A 16,560-nucleotide genomic window follows, 5' to 3' on the forward strand; every position below is an offset into this window, starting at 1 on the left:
CATGTCCCCTGAGCACGCACCTGAGGCGGCACTCCCCGCCGCACCCGAGGCAGCGTTTGCCCCCTCCTCCGCACCCAGCACCCCGGAGCCCTCCCCCGCCCCCCGCGCGCCGGAGCCTGCCCCCGGTCCCCTGCCGGCCGCCGTCGTCCACGCCGCCGACCCGGACGTCCACCCGGGCCGCCCCGCCCACCTGCTCCACGGCGGGCGTGGTGACGGCCAGCCCGTCGAGGAGGCCGACCGGATCGCGTTCTGGGAGGCGGCCGCCCGGCGGCTGGACTGGCGCACCCCGTGGCACACCGCCCACTCCCGCACCGCACCGGACCCGCAGACCCGGCGCGGTCCGGACATCCGCTGGTTCGAGGGCGGCGAGCTGAACGTGGCGGAGAACTGCGTGGACCGGCACGTCGCCGCCGGACGCGGGGACAAGGTGGCCCTGCACTTCGAGGGCGAGCCCGGCGACCGCATCACCGTGACCTACGCCGACCTGCAGCGCCGCGTGGCCCAGGCCGCGAACGCGCTCGAGGAGCTCGGCATCACCCAGGGCGACCGCGTGGTGGCCTACCTGCCCGTGCTGGTGGAGACGATCGTCATCACTCTGGCCTGCGCCCGGATCGGGGCGGTGCACTCGCTGGTGTTCGGCGGGTTCTCGGCGGAGGCGCTGAAGTTCCGCGTGGAGGACACCGGCGCCAAGCTCCTGGTCACCACGGACGGCCAGTTCCGCCGCGGCAAGGCCGTTCCGGTCAAAGCCAACGCGGACGAGGCGGTGTCCGGTCAGAACGGCGTCGAGCACGTCCTGGTGATCGACCGCACCGGCCACAGCGCCCCCACCACGCCCGAAGCCGAGCAGATCCCCTGGACCCCCGGACGCGACCTCTGGTGGCACGACGTGGTGGACCGCCAGCCGCAGACCCACACCGCGCGCGCCTTCCCCGCCGAGACGCCGCTGTTCATCATGTACACCTCCGGCACCACGGGGAAGCCCAAGGGACTGGTCCACACCTCCGGCGGCTACCTCACGCAGGCCAGCTGGTCCTACGACCTGCTCTTCTCCCACCCGGACCCGGCGCAGCGCGAGCAGGACGTCCACTGGTGCACCGCGGATCTGGCCTGGGTCACCGCGCACACCTATGAGATCTACGGGCCGCTCTCCAACGGCGTCACCCAGGTCATCTACGAGGGGGTGCCGAACGCGCCGCACCCCGGCCGGCACTTCGAGGTGATCGAGCGCTACGGCGTCACCACGTACTACACCGCACCCACGCTGATCCGCTCACTGATGGGCTGGTTCCCGGACGGCATCCCCACCCCGGAGCAGGGCGGCTGGGACCTGTCCAGCATCCGTCTGATCGGGACCGTGGGCGAGGCCGTCAACCCAGAGGCGTGGACCTGGGCGCGCACCCAGATCGGCCGGGACGCCCTGACCTGCGGCGGCGCCGGCGTGCCCATCGTGGACACCTGGTGGCAGTCCGAGACCGGCGCCACCGTCCTCTCCCCCCGCCCCACGGACACCCGCTTCAAGCCGGGGTGCGGGTCACGTCCCCTTCCCGGGGTGGAGACGGCGGTGGTGGACGACGACGGCCGGCCGGTTCCGCAGGGACAGCAGGGGTACATCGTGGTCACCCGGACCGGCCCGGCCATGGCCCGGACCGTGTGGGGCGATCCGGAGCGGTACTACACCTCCTATTGGGAGAAGTACGCGGACCGCGGCTGGTTCCTGGCGGGAGACGGCGCGAAGACCGATGAGGACGGGGACATCTGGATCCTGGGCCGGATCGACGATGTCATCAACATCTCCGGGCACCGCCTCTCCACCATCGAGATCGAGTCGGCCCTGGTGGCTCACCCGGCCGTCGTGGAGGCCGGGGTCTGCCCGGTGCCGGATGCCAAGACGGGCCATGCCGCCGTCGCGTTCGTGGTGGTCCGCGAGGACGCCCTGCCCCAGGGCGCCGACCCCACGGAGCTCACCGAGGCCCTGCGCGGCCACGTCGGCAGGGTGATCGGGCCCGTGGCCAAGCCGCGTGACGTCGTCGTGGTCCCTGATGTGCCCAAGACGCGCTCCGGGAAGATCATGCGGCGTCTGCTCACCCAGCTCTACGAGGGCAGCACGCTGGGCGACACCACCAGCCTGCAGAACGAGCCGTGCGTGGCACAGATCGCCGAGGTCATGACGGGCCGGCGCTGAGGAGCAGGAGGAGGGACAGCCTGAGGAAAGGATCTCGATTCGGGATCGTCAGGTCCGAATGGTTGTGAAACGGGTCACTTTCGTGCATAGTGTCTCTACATGACCGATCGGTCGGTCACTAATTCGACCGTCGCACCCCGCACCGACCGCGTCATCATTCGCCCAGGCCTCGGCCCGGACACCGCACCGTCATCCCCGCTGTCCGCCCGTCATTCGTTGACGAGCTGAATCATCCTGGAGGCTCCATGGCCCACCCATCCACCACCGCGATGCCCCCGGCACGTCGCACTCGCGAGGAGAAGAAGGTCCTCGCGGGCACGCTCGTGGGCACCACCATCGAGTGGTACGACTTCTTCATCTACGCCCAGGCCGCAGCCCTGGTGCTCGCCCCGCTGTTCTTCGCCCCCATGGGTGAGACCGGCGCACAGATCGCCTCCTGGGCCTCCCTGGGCATCTCCTTCCTGGTCCGTCCGCTGGGCGCCATCATCGCCGGACACATCGGCGACAGGTTCGGTCGCAAGGTCGTGCTGGTGATGACCCTGGTCGGCATGGGCGCGGCCACCGCACTGATCGGCCTGCTGCCCACCTACGCTCAGATCGGCGTCTGGGCCCCCATCCTGCTGATCCTCCTGCGCCTGATGCAGGGCTTCTCCGCCGGTGGCGAGTGGGGCGGCGCCGCCCTGATGTCCGTGGAGCACGCTCCCCGTGGCAAGCGCGGCCTGTTCGGCGCCTACCCGCAGATCGGCGTCCCCCTGGGCATGATCATGGCCACCCTGTTCATGTTCGGCCTGTCCACCTTCATGACGGACCAGCAGTTCCAGGACTGGGGCTGGCGCATCCCGTTCCTGTTCTCCGTGGTGCTGATCCTGGTGGGCTACCTGATCCGCCGCTCGGTGGAGGAGTCCCCGGTCTTCAAGGAGATGCAGAACCTCAAGGCTGAGGCCTCCGCTCCGCTGGGCGAGCTGTTCCGCGGCCACACCAAGGAGGTCATCCTCGCCGCCCTGATCTTCGCCGCCAACAACGCCGCCGGTTACCTGGTGATCGCATTCTTCAGCTCCTACGGCACCAAGAACCTGGACATGGAGCGCACCGAGACCCTGATCGCCGCTCTGGTCGGTGGACTGGGCTGGCTGATCTTCACCATGTTCGGCGGATGGATCTCGGACAAGATCGGCCGCGTGCTGACCTTCCAGATCGGCTACGGCATCATCGTCCTGTGGGCCATCCCCATGTGGTTCCTGCTGGACACCGCGAACCTGATCCTGTTCACCCTGGCGATCGTGGTCCTGACCATCGGTCTGGGCCCGTCCTACGGACCGCAGTCGGCCCTCTACGCCGAGATGTTCCCCGCCAAGGTCCGCTTCTCCGGCGTCTCCATCGGCTACGCCCTGGGCTCCATCATCGGCGGCGCCTTCGCCCCGATGATCGCCCAGCTGCTGCTGGACAACACAGGCGTGTCCTGGAGCATCGGCATCTACATCGCCGTGCTGGCCCTGATCTCCCTGATCGCCGTGTCCATGGTCCCCAAGTCCATCCAGGACCGCGACCTGCACACCCATGACCGCGAGCACGACGACGCCCCCCTCGAGGAGCACGCCCACTGATCGTCCGGTCACTCCACGACGACGGCCAGGTCGCCTTCCCCCGGAAGGCCACCTGGCCGTCGTCGTCCCGCCCCTCCCCTCCCGGCACGGAGTGACCAGACCCCCGCCACAGTGACCGGGACGTGTCACTCTGTGCTGTGCTGCTGCGGGCCCGGGGCGGGGAAGTGCCTCATCCGCGGGCCGCAGCCTCCTCCAGCAGGCCGGCCAGGCGCAGCGGCATGATCTCCTGCAGCGAGATGCTGGTGCTGGTGCGCAGCACGCCCGGTGCGTCCACGATCCGATTGGTCACCTGGTAGAGGTCCGTGGTGTCCCGGGCGACCACCCGCACGCGCAGATCGGCGTCGCCGGTGGTGGCGTGGATCTCGATGATCTGCGGGATCGCACGCAAGCCGGCCAGAGCGTCGTCGTGCTGGCCCTGCCGGATGGAGACGGTGAGGAAGGCGGTCAGACTGAAGCCCAGCGCCTCCGGGGTGACGCGGCGGGTGACCTCGGCAAGCGCCCCACTGGCCTCGAGGCGGCGCAGCCGGGTCTGCACGGTGTTGCGGGCCACGCCCAGCCGTTGAGCCAGGGCCACCACCGTGGCGAAGGGGTCGGCGTCCAGGGCGAGCAGCAGGCGCGCGTCGAGGGCATCGATCCGGGCGTCAGGAGTGCTCATAGGTGACATCTTGACACCCTCATGGCTCATCGCACAGCATTCTGCGCACCCACCACGAGTTCACTTGCCCTCCTGCACCACTGACCACCACCATCGGAGCATGCTTGAATCCCCCGCAGCGCCCGAGACCACTCCGGACACCGCCGTCACCGCCACCGCCCCCGTGGACGGCATGGCCCCCACTCCCACCCCGGACCACGCGCCGCGCACCGTCTCCACGGCCGTGGCGGATGTGATCGCCGAGCGCGCCGACCACCTGTTCGGGCTGATGGGCAACGGCAACGCCCACCTGGTGAGCTCCCTGACCGAGCGGGGCTTCCCCTTCACCTCGGCCCGGCACGAGTCGGCCACCGTGACCATGGCGGACGCGTTCCACCGTGCCGGTGGCGGCGTGGGCGTGGCCACCACCACGTACGGCGCCGGATTCACCAACACCTACACCGCCCTGGCCGAGGCCCGGCTGGCGCGCATCCCGCTGGTCCTGGTGGTCGGCGACGCCCCGTCCACCGGGCCCCGGTTCTTCGACATCGACCAGGTCCAGGCAGTCTCGGCCGTGGGCGTCACCACGCTGACCGCCACCCCGCAGAACGCCGAGGCGATGGCCCACCGCGCCTTCGACCTCGCTGCGCAGACCGTCCAGCCGGTGGTGCTCTCCCTCCCCTATGACCACTCCACCGCACCCCTGACCGACCCCGTCCCCCTCGAGCCGCTCGCCCCCAAGCCGCAGCACCCGCCGGTCCCGCCGCAGGTGCAAGCTGTGGCGGAGCGACTCCTCGCCGCCGAACGCCCGCTGCTGATGGTCGGCCGCGGCGTGCCCATGTCCGGTACGGGAGAGACCGTCCAGCGCATCGGCGACCTGCTGGGCGGACTGTTCGTCACCACCGTGATGGCCTCGAACACCGTGGACTCCCCCTGGAACCTGGGGATCGCCGGCGGCTTCATGCGCACCCACCGCTGGGAGGTGGCGCACACGGCGGACGTGGTCCTGGTGGCCGGCGCCTCGCTGAACCCGTTCCAGATGCGCCACGGCACCCTGTTCGGCCCGGACGCCCACGTGATCCGCGTGGACAACGAGCCCGGCCTGCACCACGAGCGCGTGGATGAGCACGTCAACGCTGACCTGGGCACCTTCCTGGAGGCGCTGCTGGAGGCAGTGGAGCAGTCTGTGCAGACAGTGCAGGAGAAGACAGACCGTCCCGACGCCGGCTCCCTCACCTGGCGTGAGCAGGTCCCGGAGGTCGCCTCGGCGGACTTCCGCGGGGCGGAGCCGGTGGAGGATCCCACCGAGTTCGGTCCAGACGGACGGCTCAACCCCCGCGCCGTGGTGGCCGCCCTGGAGCAGATCCTGCCTCAGGACCGGTCCGTGGTGATGGACGGGGGTCACTTCCTGGGCTGGGCGCCGATGTACCTCTCCGTCCCGGATCCGCACGCCCTGGTCATGGTGGGCACCGCGTTCCAGTCCATCGGCCTGGGGCTGGGCTCGGCGGCCGGGGTCTCCGTGGCTCGCCCGGACCGGCTGACCGTGCACATCACCGGAGACGGCGGCGGACTGATGGGCCTGGCGGACCTGGAGACCTTCATCCGCACCACCCGCCGGGGCGTGATGGTGGCCCTGAACGACTCCGCCTACGGCGCCGAGCTGCACCAGTACGCCTCCAAGGGCCTGCATGATGCGGCCATGCTGATCGACGAGGTCGACTTCTCCGCACTCGGCCGGGCCCTCGGCGCCGAGGGAGTGAAGGCCACCACCCTGGCGGAGCTGCAGCACCTGACCGACTGGCTGGCCACCGACCAGGACGGCGTGTTCGTGCTGGACGTGGCGATCTCCCAGAAGGTCGTGGCCGAGTTCATGCAGGGGATGGTGAATCAGGGCAAGAGCCTCTGAGGGGCGCACCGCACCAGTCGACCAGCTCGGACCACCCCTGATTCATACCGAACCAGTCATCAGTGATGACTCATTGGTACTGGACTCGGCGAGGGTCTCGACGGAGGATGGACTCCAGAAGCGCACCGGGCCCTGCCTGCGGTCCGGTCAGATGATGACGCGGCCCTGCCATGGATTGACCCAGATCACATCCGCGCGGAATACTGATTCCTGAACACTCGGTCAGTAAATCGTGCGGTCTCCCCTGCTGCCGCACTTAAGGAGTCACCTCATGTCCTCTCAGCCCCAAGCCTTCCTCGTCGGAGGAACTCGCACCCCCGTCGGACGCTACGGCGGTGCCCTGTCCTCCGTCCGCCCGGATGATCTGGCCGCCCTGGTGGTGAAGCAGGTGGTGACCGATGCCGGGATCGATCCGGCCGACGTCGACGAGGTGATCCTGGGCAACGCGAACGGTGCCGGTGAGGAGAACCGCAACGTGGCGCGCATGGCCTGGCTGCTGGCCGGCTTCCCGGACACCGTCCCGGGCATCACCGTGAACCGACTGTGCGCCTCGGGCATGAGCGCCATCGCCATGGCCACCTTCATGATCAAGGCTGGCGCGGCGGACATCGTGGTCGCCGGCGGCGTGGAGTCCATGTCCCGCGCCCCCTGGGTGACGGCCAAGCCCACCACCGCCTTCGCCAAGCCCGGGGAGACCTTCGACACCTCCATCGGCTGGCGCTTCGTGAACCCGCGCTTCACCAGCGAGGAGTTCGGGGACAAGTTCACCTTCTCCATGCCGGAGACCGCCGAGGAGGTGGCCCGTGTGGACAGCATCTCCCGCGAGGATGCCGACGAGTTCGCCGTGGGCTCGCATGCCAAGGCCCTGGCCGCGATCGCCGAAGGCCGTCTGGCGCAGGAGATCACCCCGGTGACCGTGACCGGCAAGAAGGGCGCCACCTCCGTGGTGGACACCGATGAGGGCCCGCGCGAGGGCACCACCCCCGAGGTGCTGGCCAAGCTGCGCCCCGTGGTCAAGGGCGGCTCCGTGGTCACCGCCGGCAACTCCTCCTCCCTGAACGACGGTGCCTCCGCGATCCTGGTGGTCTCCGAGCGCGCCGCGGAGAAGTACGGCCTGAAGGCCCGCGCCCGCGTGGTCGAGGCCACCAGCGCCGGCCTGGCCCCGGAGATCATGGGCCTGGGCCCGGTCCCGGCCACGGAGAAGGCCTTCGCCCGCAGTGGATGGACCGCAGACCAGCTCGGTGCGGTGGAGCTCAACGAGGCCTTCGCCACCCAGTCGCTGGGCAGCATGCGTCGCCTCGGCCTGGACCCGAGCATCGTGAACAACGACGGCGGCGCCATCGCCTTGGGCCATCCGCTCGGCTCCTCCGGTTCTCGCCTCCTGGTCACCCTGCTGCGCCGCATGGAGGCCGAGGGCGCGGACAAGGGCCTGGCGACCATGTGCATCGGCGTGGGCCAGGGTGCCGCGATGCTGGTGGAGAAGGTCTGAGCATGTCCGACCAGCCAGAGCAGACCCCTGACCAGCACTTCCCCGGCCTGGCCGAACTGACCCAGGGCTTCACCGCCCTGCGGATCGAGGCCACGGCCGACCGCCCGGACCGTGTGGTCGCGTTCATGGACCGCCCGGGCGTGCGCAATGCGATCGACCAGACCATGGTCGATGAGTTCCATGCCCTGTGCGGATGGCTGGAGCGCAACCCGCGCGTGCTGGTCATCACCGGCACCGAGGTGGAGAACAGGAAGAGCGGGACGATGCAGGGCATCTTCGCCTCCGGCGCGGACATCGGCCAGCTGCGCGAGCGCCGCCGGGACGATGCGCTGCGCGGCGTGAACTCCCAGATCTTCGACCGCATCCACCGCCTGCCGCTGCCGGTGATCGCAGCGATCGACGGCTACGCCCTGGGCGGCGGTGCCGAGCTGGCCTACGCCGCGGACTTCCGCCTGGCCACCCCCACCCTGAAGATGGGACAGCCCGAGGCCGGACTGGGCATCACCGCGGCCGCCGGTGCCATGTGGCGGCTGAAGGAGCTGATCGGCGAGCCGGTGGCCCTGGAGCTGCTGATGACCGGACGGATCCTCTCCGCCCAAGAGGCCCTGGACCTGCACCTGGTCACCGAGCTGCACGAGTCCGCCGAGCTGCTGGACGGCGCGCACGCCCTGGCTGACCGGATCGGCGCGCAGGACCCGCTGGCCGTGCGGATCACCAAGCGGGTGTTCCACATGCCCCGCGAGGCCCACCCCCACGTGGATGAGCTGGCCCAGGCGATCCTGTTCGAGTCCGAGGCCAAGTTCGATCGCATGCAGGCCTTCCTCGACCGCAGCGCCAAGAAGTGACCCCCGACCCCGTGACCCCAGGAGAACCGATGAGCACCGATTCGACCTCGACCACCGCCTCACCTGCACCGAAGCCAGGGACCGTCCCGGCCGTCGTCGGGGTCCTGGGAGGCGGCCGCATGGGGGCGGGCATCGCCCACGCCTTCCTGATCTCCGGCTCGCGCGTCACCGTGGTGGAGCGCGATCCGCAGGCCGCCGAGTCCGCCAAGGAGCGGATCGAGCGCGACCTGGCCAAGTCCCTGGAGCGCGGGGCGATCGACGGCAGCCTGGACGTGTGGGCGCAGAACCTCACGCTCTCGCTGGACCAGGCCGACTTCGCCCAGTGCGACCTGGTGATCGAGGCGGTGCCGGAGGACTTCGACCTGAAGGTCTCCTCGCTGACCTCGGTGGAGTCGCACCTGCGCGAGGACGCCTGGCTGGCCTCGAACACCTCGTCCCTGTCGATCGACCGGATCGCCGAGAAGCTCTCCCGCCCGGAGCGGTTCTGCGGTCTGCACTTCTTCAACCCGGTGCCGGCCTCCAAGCTGGTGGAGATCGTCAACGGCGAGAAGACCGGGCAGGAGCTGCGGGACCTGGCCGTGCAGTGGGTGGCGGGCATCTCCAAGACCCCCGTCTCGGTCAACGACGCCCCGGGCTTCGCCTCATCGCGCCTGGGGGTGGCCCTGGGACTGGAGGCCATCCGCATGGTCGAGGAGGGCGTGGCCGCGCCGGAGGACATCGACAACGCCATGGTCCTGGGCTACAAGCACCCGGTGGGTCCGCTGGCGTTGAACGACATCGTGGGCCTGGACGTGCGCCTGGGGATCGCCGAGTACCTGGCCTCCGAGCTGGGCGAGCGCTTCGACCCGCCGCAGCTGATGCGTGACATGGTGGCGCGCGGGGAGCTGGGCCGCAAGACCGGCAAGGGCTTCTACGACTACAGCGACCAGGGCTGAACCACTCCCCTGAACCTCCCCTAGATCTGGCGGTCAGTTATCACCGGCATCCCCTCGAATCTGAGGGAATGAGAGTGATGACCGACCGCCAGTTGCATCCGGGGTTCGGGGTCCGGGGTCCGGACTCAGAGGTCGGCCTGGGCCTCGTCCAGTCGGCGGGACTGCGGCGGGCGGGCCACGCCGTCCAGCAGCCCCTCGGCCGGATCAGAGCCCAGCTCCACGATCCGGTTCTGGGCGTCCACGTGCACCACGGAGGGCTGAAAGGTGCGCGCCTCGGCGTCCTCCATCTGGGCGTAGGCGATCAGGATGACGATGTCCCCGGGCTGGATCAGCCGGGCGGCGGCCCCGTTGATGCCGAGCACCCCGGTGCCGCGCTCCCCCGCGATCGTGTAGGTCTCCAGTCGTGCCCCGTTGGTGACGTCCACGATGCTCACCAGTTCGCCCGGCAGGATCCCGGCGGCGTCGAGCAGGTCCTGGTCCACCGTCACCGACCCCACGTAGTGCAGATCGGCCTGGGTGACGGTAGCGCGGTGGATCATGGCGTGGAACATGGTCCGGAGCATGCCCCCCGGGTAGTCACTGTGCCCGGAGCACTGACAGGGGGCTGTGATCTGCGTTATGGTGGACCACAAATACTGACCGATCGGTCAGGCATCTCAGACACGTCGTCTCTCCACGCAGCTGTGGATCGAAGGAGCACCCGTGACCACCAGCGCATCCGCCCCGGCGCAGACCGCCTCAGTCCAGATTCTGCCCAGCTTCATCGCCGGGCAGTGGTGGACGCCCCAGGACCCCCAGAAGGTCACCGAGGTCACCGACGCCTCCACGGGCGAGGTCGTGGCCCGGGTCAGCACGGACGGGATCGACATCGCCGCCGCCGTGGAGCACGCCCGCACCGTCGGCCAGAAGGCGCTGGGCGAGCTGACCATCCATCAGCGCGCGCTCAAGCTCAAGGAGCTGGCCACCTACCTCACCGAGCACAAGCAGGAGCTCTACGACCTCTCCTTCGCCACGGGTGCCACCCAGCGGGACCACGCCATCGACACCGACGGCGGCATCGGCACCCTGTTCACCTTCTCCTCCAAGGGTCGGCGCGAGCTGCCCAACGCCAACGTGATCGTGGACGGGGACGTGGAGATGCTCTCCCGGGACGGCTCGTTCATCGGCGAGCACGTGTACTCCCGGATGCCCGGTGTGGCCGTGCAGATCAACGCCTTCAACTTCCCGGTCTGGGGGATGCTGGAGAAGTTCGCCCCGTCCTTCATCGCCGGCATGCCCACCATCGTCAAGCCCGCCACCCCCACCGGCTACGTGACGCAGCTGTGCGTGCGCCTGATGCTGGACTCCGGCATCCTGCCCGAGGGCTCCCTGCAGCTGGTCTCCGGCTCGGCCCGGGACCTGCTGGACCACCTGGACTACCGCGACCACGTGGCCTTCACCGGTTCGGCAGGCACCGCCTCCACGCTGCGCCGCCACCCCTCCGTGCAGGAGGGAGGGCTGCGCTTCACCGCCGAGACCGACTCGCTCAACGCGGCCATCCTGGGCCCGGACGCCACGAAGGACACTCCCGAGTTCGAGGCGTTCATCAAGGCCGTGTTCGTGGAGATCACCGCCAAGGCCGGTCAGAAGTGCACCGCCGTGCGCCGGGTGATCGTCCCCCAGGATCGGGTCGACGACGTCGTCACCGCCTTGGCCGCGCGCGTCACCGAGAAGGTGGTGCTGGGCGATCCGCGCACCGAAGGCGCCACCATGGGCCCGCTGGCCTCCAAGGACCAGCAGCGCGAGGTGGGGGCCGCCGTCGAGAAGCTCATGCAGGCCGGCGGCACCGTCCGCCTGGGCGGGCCCGAGGCCGCAGGCCAGGCCGATCCTGCCCTGGACGCCGGTGCGTTCTACCCGGTCACGCTGCTCTCCTTCGAGGATTCGGACACCCCCGAGGTCCACATGGTCGAGGCCTTCGGTCCGGTCACCTCGGTGATCGGCTACACGGACATCGACGACGCCGTGCGTCTGGCCGCCCTGGGCTCAGGCTCCCTGGTGGCCACGGTGTGCACGAACGACGGCGAGGTCGCCCCCCAGTTCCTCGCCGGCATCGGCGCCCACCACGGCCGCGTGCACGTGCTGAACCGGCAGACCGCCAAGACCTCCACCGGGCACGGCTCCCCCGTCCCGCACCTGGTCCACGGTGGTCCGGGCCGGGCCGGCGGCGGCGAGGAGCTCGGCGGCGTGCGCGCGGTGAAGCACTACATGCAGCGCACCGCCGTCCAGGGTTCCCCGGACATGCTGACCTCCATCACCGGCATCTGGCACCGGGGCGCGGAGGCGAACACCGTCACGCGAGAGGACGTGGAGGCAGGCCGCGGTGAGCACCCGTTCTACAAGTCGCTGGAGACCCTGCGGATCGGTGACCAGTTCGCTTCCGAGCTGCGCACCGTCACCCTGCAGGACATCACCGACTTCGCCGAGGAGACCGGGGACAAGTTCTACGCGCACACGGACGAGGAGGCCGCCATGGCCAACCCGTTCTTCCCCCGCCGGGTGGCCCACGGCTACCTGCTCGTCTCCTGGGCGGCCGGCCTGTTCGTGGCCCCGGATCCGGGCCCGGTGCTGGCCAACTACGGTTTGGAGAGCCTGCGCTTCATCACCCCGGTGACCTACGACGACGCCATCCGCGTCACGCTGACCGCCAAGAAGATCACCCCGCGCGTCACCGACGAGTACGGCGAGGTGGCCTGGGACTGCCAGATCCACAACCAGAAGGACGAGCTTTGCGCCCAGTACGACGTGCTGACGCTCGTGTCCAAGACCTGGCCGATGGCCTCGTCCGAGGCCTCCCAGGGCTGAGTGTCCCTGCCCCGACGGGCCGTCCCGTGCGTACCCCGCGCACCGGGCGGCCCGTCGTCACCTCGGGGAACAAGGAGCGCGCCTGGGGCGTTCTCCTGCATGTCCCATCCAGACCGCGAGAGAAGAAGGTCGACACACATGTCCGATTTCACACGTTTTGAGCAGGTTGCCGTACTGGGGACCGGCGTGCTGGGTTCCCAGATCATCATGCAGGCCGCGTACCACGGCAAGAAGGTCATGGCCTACGACGCCGTCCCTGCTGCCATCGAGGGAATCGACCGGCGCTGGGCCTGGATCCGTCAGGGCTACGAAGCGGACCTCGGGGATGGCTACGACCCGCAGCGCTTCGACGACGCCCTCGCCCGCATCACGCCGACCTCGGACCTCGGCGAGGCCCTGGCGAATGCGGACATCGTGATCGAGGCCGTCCCGGAGAACCTGGAGCTCAAGCGCAAGGTGTGGGCCCAGGTGGGCGAGCTCGCCCCCGCCAAGACCCTGTTCGCCACGAACACCTCCTCCCTGCTGCCCTCGGACTTTGCCGAGGCCAGCGGCCATCCGGAGCGCTTCCTGGCCCTGCACTACGCCAACCGCATCTGGGCACAGAACACCGCCGAGGTCATGGGCACCCCCACGACCTCGCCGGAGGCCGTCGCCGGAGCCCTGCAGTTCGCCGAGGAGACCGGCATGGTGCCCGTGCACGTGCGCAAGGAGATCCCGGGCTACTTCCTCAACTCCCTGCTCATCCCGTGGCTCCAGGCCGGCTCCAAGCTGTACATGAACGGAGTGGGCAACCCGGCGGACATCGACCGCACCTGGCGCGTGGCCACCGGCAACGAGCGCGGCCCGTTCCAGACCTACGACGTCGTGGGCTTCCACGTGGCCGCCAACGTCTCCCGCAACGCGGGCGCCGACTGGCAGATCGGCTTCGCTGAGCTGCTGGAGAAGAGCATCGCCGAGGGCCACAGCGGTGTGGCCGACGGCCAGGGCTTCTACCGCTACGGGCCGAACGGGGAGAACCTCGGCCCGGTGGAGGACTGGAACCTGGACGACAAGGACACCCCGCTCGGCTGACCTCCTCCACTGACGGATCAGGGGCCGCCCGGTGCGCACCGCGCATCGGGCGGCCCTGACGCATACCCCCGCCACCGACGGTTCCATGGAGAGCACGGGCGGCGCCTCCGCCTCCACCGGCGGCGGGCCCACCTCGAAGCCGGTGCCCCCTTCACTGCGTACATGCCGCTCCCGGCTCAGGAGGGGTCCGTCTAAGCCCACCTGACAGCCGTGCAGGACGGCGCCCGGACGGTGGTCGTGGCCCCGTCCGACGCGGACGGCGGGGTGTCTGCGGAAGCGGAGGCTGTGCGGCCGCGATCGTGGCCGACGTGCTCGCCGCGCTCGACGCCGAGGACTGAGGATCCTCAGCCCCGCAGGCCCCCGAGCACCACGCCGGTGACGGCGTCGATCATCTTGCCCGCGCCCTGCTCGCCGGGGACGCCACGGCCCGGGCGGTACCAGTCCACGATCGAGTTGATCATCCCGAGCGCGAGGCGGGCGAGGTTGTGCGAGGTCACGTCGGTACGCACCGCACCGGTGGCCTGGGCGGCCTCGAGTAGGTCACCTAGTCTCCGGGTGAGCTCACGGCGGCGCTCGACGGCGGCCAGCTCGACCGCCGAGTTCCCGCGCAGGCGCAGCAGCAGGGTCACCTCGGGCTGCTTCTCCACCAGCACCCTGAGCGTGCCGCGGATGCCCTCCTCGACCTGCGCGCCAGCGTCGGCCCCGTTGCCCGCCACGCCGTCCAGGCATGCCTCGAGGGCGTCCAGTGCGTCCGTCACCGCGTGGTCGAGGATCGCCTCCTTGGAGTCCACGTGGTGGTAGATCGCGGACTTGGAGATGCCCAGGTGCTTGGCGAGCATCCCCATGGATGTGGCGTCGTAGCCGTGGACGTTGAAGACCTCCACGCAGACGCGGATCAGCGTCTCCCGGTCATAGCCGGGTCGGCCGCGCCGGGGTGAGTCCATGCTATCCGGGGGTGTGGCGGTGGCGGTCATCGGGGTTCGATCCTCTGGTCTTAGGGCAGACGTCCCTGTATATCACTCAGTGGGCCAGACCGGGGACGGCCTGGCCCACGTGGCAGCACGGCAGGCAGGTGCGGGTCAGCCGTTCTTGCGCAGGTCGTAGACCCGGCGCAGCTTGCCGGAGGAACGGGCCAAGGAGCCGGGCTCGCAGACGTTGATGCTGCACGCGGAGCCGATCTTGGTCTTGATCTCGTGCACCAGCTTCTTGGCGCCCTCCTCGGCCACCTCCACGGTAACCTCTTCACGGCGCTCGATGTTCACCGTCATCTGGTCCATCCGGTTCGGACGGGTGATCTCCAGGGTGAAGTGCGGGGAGAGCGCCGGAATGTTCAGCGCCAGCTCCTCGATCTGGGACGGGAACAGGTTCACGCCGCGCAGGATGATCATGTCGTCCGAACGGCCGGTGATCCGACCCATGCGGCGGTGACCGGGGCGCTCGGTGCCGGGCAGCAGCCGGGTGAGGTCGTGCGTGCGGTAGCGGATGATCGGCAGCGCCTCCTTGGTCAGCGCCGTGAACACCAGTTCTCCGGGACGTCCGGTCTCCAAGACCTCGTCGGTGAAGGGGTCGATGATCTCCGGGCGGAAGTGGTCCTCCCAGATGTGCGAGCCGTCCTTGGTTTCACGGGACTCGCCCGCCACGCCGGGGCCCATGACCTCGGAGAGCCCGTAGATGTCGCAGGCGTCGATGTCGAAGGTCCGCTCGATCTCTCGGCGCATCTCCTCCGTCCAGGGCTCGGCACCCAGCACGGCGGTCTGCAGGGAGGACTGCCGGGGGTCCAGTCCCAGCTTCTTGAAGCCGTCGGCGATGGTCAGCAGGTAGGTGGGGGTGGAGAGGATGGCCTCGGGCTCGAAGTCCCGGATCATCTGCACCTGCTTCTCGGTCTGACCGCCGGACATCGGGATCACGGCGCAGCCCAATCGCTCGGCGCCGTAGTGGGCGCCCAGTCCACCGGTGAACAGGCCGTAGCCGTAGGCGTTGTGCACCTTCATGCCGGGCTGGACGCCGGCCATCCGGAAGCAACGGGCCACCAGAGTGCCCCACGTGTCCAGGTCGTTCTCGGTGTAGGCCACCACGGTGGGCTGACCGGTGGTGCCGGAGGAGGCGTGGATGCGCCGGATCTCGGACATCGGCACGGCGAAGGACTTGAACGGGTAGGCCTTCCGCAGGAACTCCTTGTCTGTGTACGGGAAGAGCTTGAGGTCCTCGAGCTCCTTGAGGTCACTCGGATGGACGCCGTGGTCGTCGAAGAGCTCCTTGTACGCCTCCACGTTCTCGTAGGCGTGGTGCAGGGCCCACTTGAGGCGGTCGTACTGCAGGGACTCGATCTGGTCCCGGCTCATCCTCTCCTCGGCATCCGGGACCGAGCGGTCGGCCGGGATGGGTGACGGGGTGTACGGGTTGGGGACGGAGCATTCAGTCATGGTGGGCACTTCCTCGGCGTGGGGGTTCTGGGGTCTGGTGGCGGCTGGGCGGCAGGAGGCTGGGGTCAGCCCTTGCGGGGGATCGTGCGGCTGCGGCCGCGGAACTGTGCCACCAGATGACCGGCGTCGTCGGTGACCTCGATGTCATAGAGTCCGCTGCGGCCGGTCTGGGCGACCACCCGGCCCACGGCAGTCAGACGCTGGCCGGCGCGCGGGGAGGACATGAAGTTCACGTCCACACCCTGGGCCACGGTGATGGTGGAGCCGTCGCCCTCAGGGTCGTTGCAGACCCAGGCGAAGCAGGTGTCGGCGAAGGCGAAGACCATCCCGCCATGGGCGATCCCGAATCCGTTGAGCATCTCCTCACGCACGGTCATGTGCATGGTGACCTGCCCGTACTCGGCATGTTCGACCTCGATGCCGAGCCAGTCGGCGGCGGGGTCCTGCCCCATCAAGGGGTGCACGGACCGGGTGATGCTCTCAGACACAGGGGGACTCCGTTCATAACCGACCGACCGATCATTAGGTAATCCCACCAGTGTGACCTGCGTCAAGTGCGGGTCTGCCCAGTGTGCCCCGGATGACGCCCCCACGTCACGGGCAGGACGGGCAGGAAGGTTCGGCCCAGGG

At 69.5% G+C, this 16,560-nt stretch carries 13 protein-coding genes; 8 read left to right on the forward strand and 5 right to left on the reverse strand.

The window, feature by feature from the left end; all coding sequences use genetic code 11:
* The first annotated feature begins 1 nt into the window (after nucleotide 1).
* Nucleotides 2-2,182 (forward strand): acetate--CoA ligase, encoded by a 2,181-nt coding sequence (gene acs, locus ACEXHE_RS08260; RefSeq protein ID WP_374785433.1) that lies wholly within the window; start codon nucleotides 2-4, stop codon nucleotides 2,180-2,182.
* A 245-nt stretch (nucleotides 2,183-2,427) separates the two neighbouring features.
* Entirely contained in the window at nucleotides 2,428-3,786 is a 1,359-nt protein-coding gene (locus ACEXHE_RS08265; RefSeq protein WP_374785434.1) for an MFS transporter, read from the forward strand.
* A gap of 169 nt (nucleotides 3,787-3,955) precedes the next feature.
* Here ACEXHE_RS08265 and ACEXHE_RS08270 read toward each other — a convergent pair whose 3' ends face one another.
* The gene (locus tag ACEXHE_RS08270; RefSeq protein WP_374785435.1) at nucleotides 3,956-4,441 is read right to left on the reverse strand and encodes an Lrp/AsnC family transcriptional regulator; all 486 of its coding nucleotides are present in this window, start codon (nucleotides 4,439-4,441) and stop codon (nucleotides 3,956-3,958) included.
* A gap of 100 nt (nucleotides 4,442-4,541) precedes the next feature.
* Between ACEXHE_RS08270 and ACEXHE_RS08275 the strand changes: the two genes are divergently transcribed.
* The 4 genes from ACEXHE_RS08275 (at nucleotide 4,542) to ACEXHE_RS08290 (ending at nucleotide 9,595) form a co-directional block, all read left to right on the forward strand.
* Complete coding sequence (locus ACEXHE_RS08275; protein WP_374785436.1) at nucleotides 4,542-6,326, forward strand: thiamine pyrophosphate-binding protein; 1,785 nt, start codon at nucleotides 4,542-4,544, stop codon at nucleotides 6,324-6,326.
* Between the two features lie 271 nt (nucleotides 6,327-6,597).
* On the forward strand, nucleotides 6,598-7,815 hold the full coding sequence (locus ACEXHE_RS08280; protein ID WP_374785437.1) for a thiolase family protein: 1,218 nt from the start codon (nucleotides 6,598-6,600) through the stop codon (nucleotides 7,813-7,815).
* 2 nt (nucleotides 7,816-7,817) lie between these two features.
* Nucleotides 7,818-8,660, forward strand: coding sequence for an enoyl-CoA hydratase/isomerase family protein (locus tag ACEXHE_RS08285; RefSeq protein WP_374785438.1), 843 nt, complete (start codon nucleotides 7,818-7,820; stop codon nucleotides 8,658-8,660).
* Between the two features lie 29 nt (nucleotides 8,661-8,689).
* Nucleotides 8,690-9,595 (forward strand): 3-hydroxyacyl-CoA dehydrogenase family protein, encoded by a 906-nt coding sequence (locus tag ACEXHE_RS08290; protein ID WP_374785439.1) that lies wholly within the window; start codon nucleotides 8,690-8,692, stop codon nucleotides 9,593-9,595.
* A 125-nt stretch (nucleotides 9,596-9,720) separates the two neighbouring features.
* Here the strand turns inward: ACEXHE_RS08290 and panD are convergent, their stop codons facing one another.
* Nucleotides 9,721-10,158: an aspartate 1-decarboxylase gene (gene panD, locus ACEXHE_RS08295; protein WP_374785440.1), complete on the reverse strand. Its 438-nt coding sequence runs from the start codon at nucleotides 10,156-10,158 to the stop codon at nucleotides 9,721-9,723.
* 139 nt (nucleotides 10,159-10,297) lie between these two features.
* Between panD and paaZ the strand changes: the two genes are divergently transcribed.
* Together paaZ and ACEXHE_RS08305 are read left to right on the forward strand one after the other, a co-directional pair.
* On the forward strand, nucleotides 10,298-12,436 hold the full coding sequence (gene paaZ / locus ACEXHE_RS08300; RefSeq protein ID WP_374785441.1) for a phenylacetic acid degradation bifunctional protein PaaZ: 2,139 nt from the start codon (nucleotides 10,298-10,300) through the stop codon (nucleotides 12,434-12,436).
* A 138-nt stretch (nucleotides 12,437-12,574) separates the two neighbouring features.
* A complete protein-coding gene (locus ACEXHE_RS08305; protein WP_374785442.1) occupies nucleotides 12,575-13,507 on the forward strand; it encodes a 3-hydroxyacyl-CoA dehydrogenase in 933 nt (310 codons plus the stop codon).
* A 344-nt stretch (nucleotides 13,508-13,851) separates the two neighbouring features.
* Here the strand turns inward: ACEXHE_RS08305 and ACEXHE_RS08310 are convergent, their stop codons facing one another.
* From ACEXHE_RS08310 to paaI, 3 genes are all read right to left on the reverse strand, one after another.
* A complete protein-coding gene (locus ACEXHE_RS08310; RefSeq protein WP_260062722.1) occupies nucleotides 13,852-14,481 on the reverse strand; it encodes a TetR/AcrR family transcriptional regulator in 630 nt (209 codons plus the stop codon).
* 105 nt (nucleotides 14,482-14,586) lie between these two features.
* Nucleotides 14,587-15,930, reverse strand: coding sequence for an AMP-binding protein (locus ACEXHE_RS08315; protein ID WP_374785443.1), 1,344 nt, complete (start codon nucleotides 15,928-15,930; stop codon nucleotides 14,587-14,589).
* Nucleotides 15,931-15,995: 65 nt separating this feature from the next.
* Nucleotides 15,996-16,382 carry a hydroxyphenylacetyl-CoA thioesterase PaaI gene (gene paaI / locus ACEXHE_RS08320; RefSeq protein ID WP_091697896.1) on the reverse strand — a complete coding sequence of 129 codons (387 nt, stop codon included), beginning with the start codon at nucleotides 16,380-16,382 and terminating at the stop codon, nucleotides 15,996-15,998.
* Nucleotides 16,383-16,560 lie beyond the last annotated feature (178 nt).

The organism is Micrococcus sp. IITD107, assembly GCF_041927415.1.
In the GTDB taxonomy this organism is placed as follows: Bacteria; Actinomycetota; Actinomycetes; order Actinomycetales; family Micrococcaceae; genus Citricoccus; species Citricoccus terreus.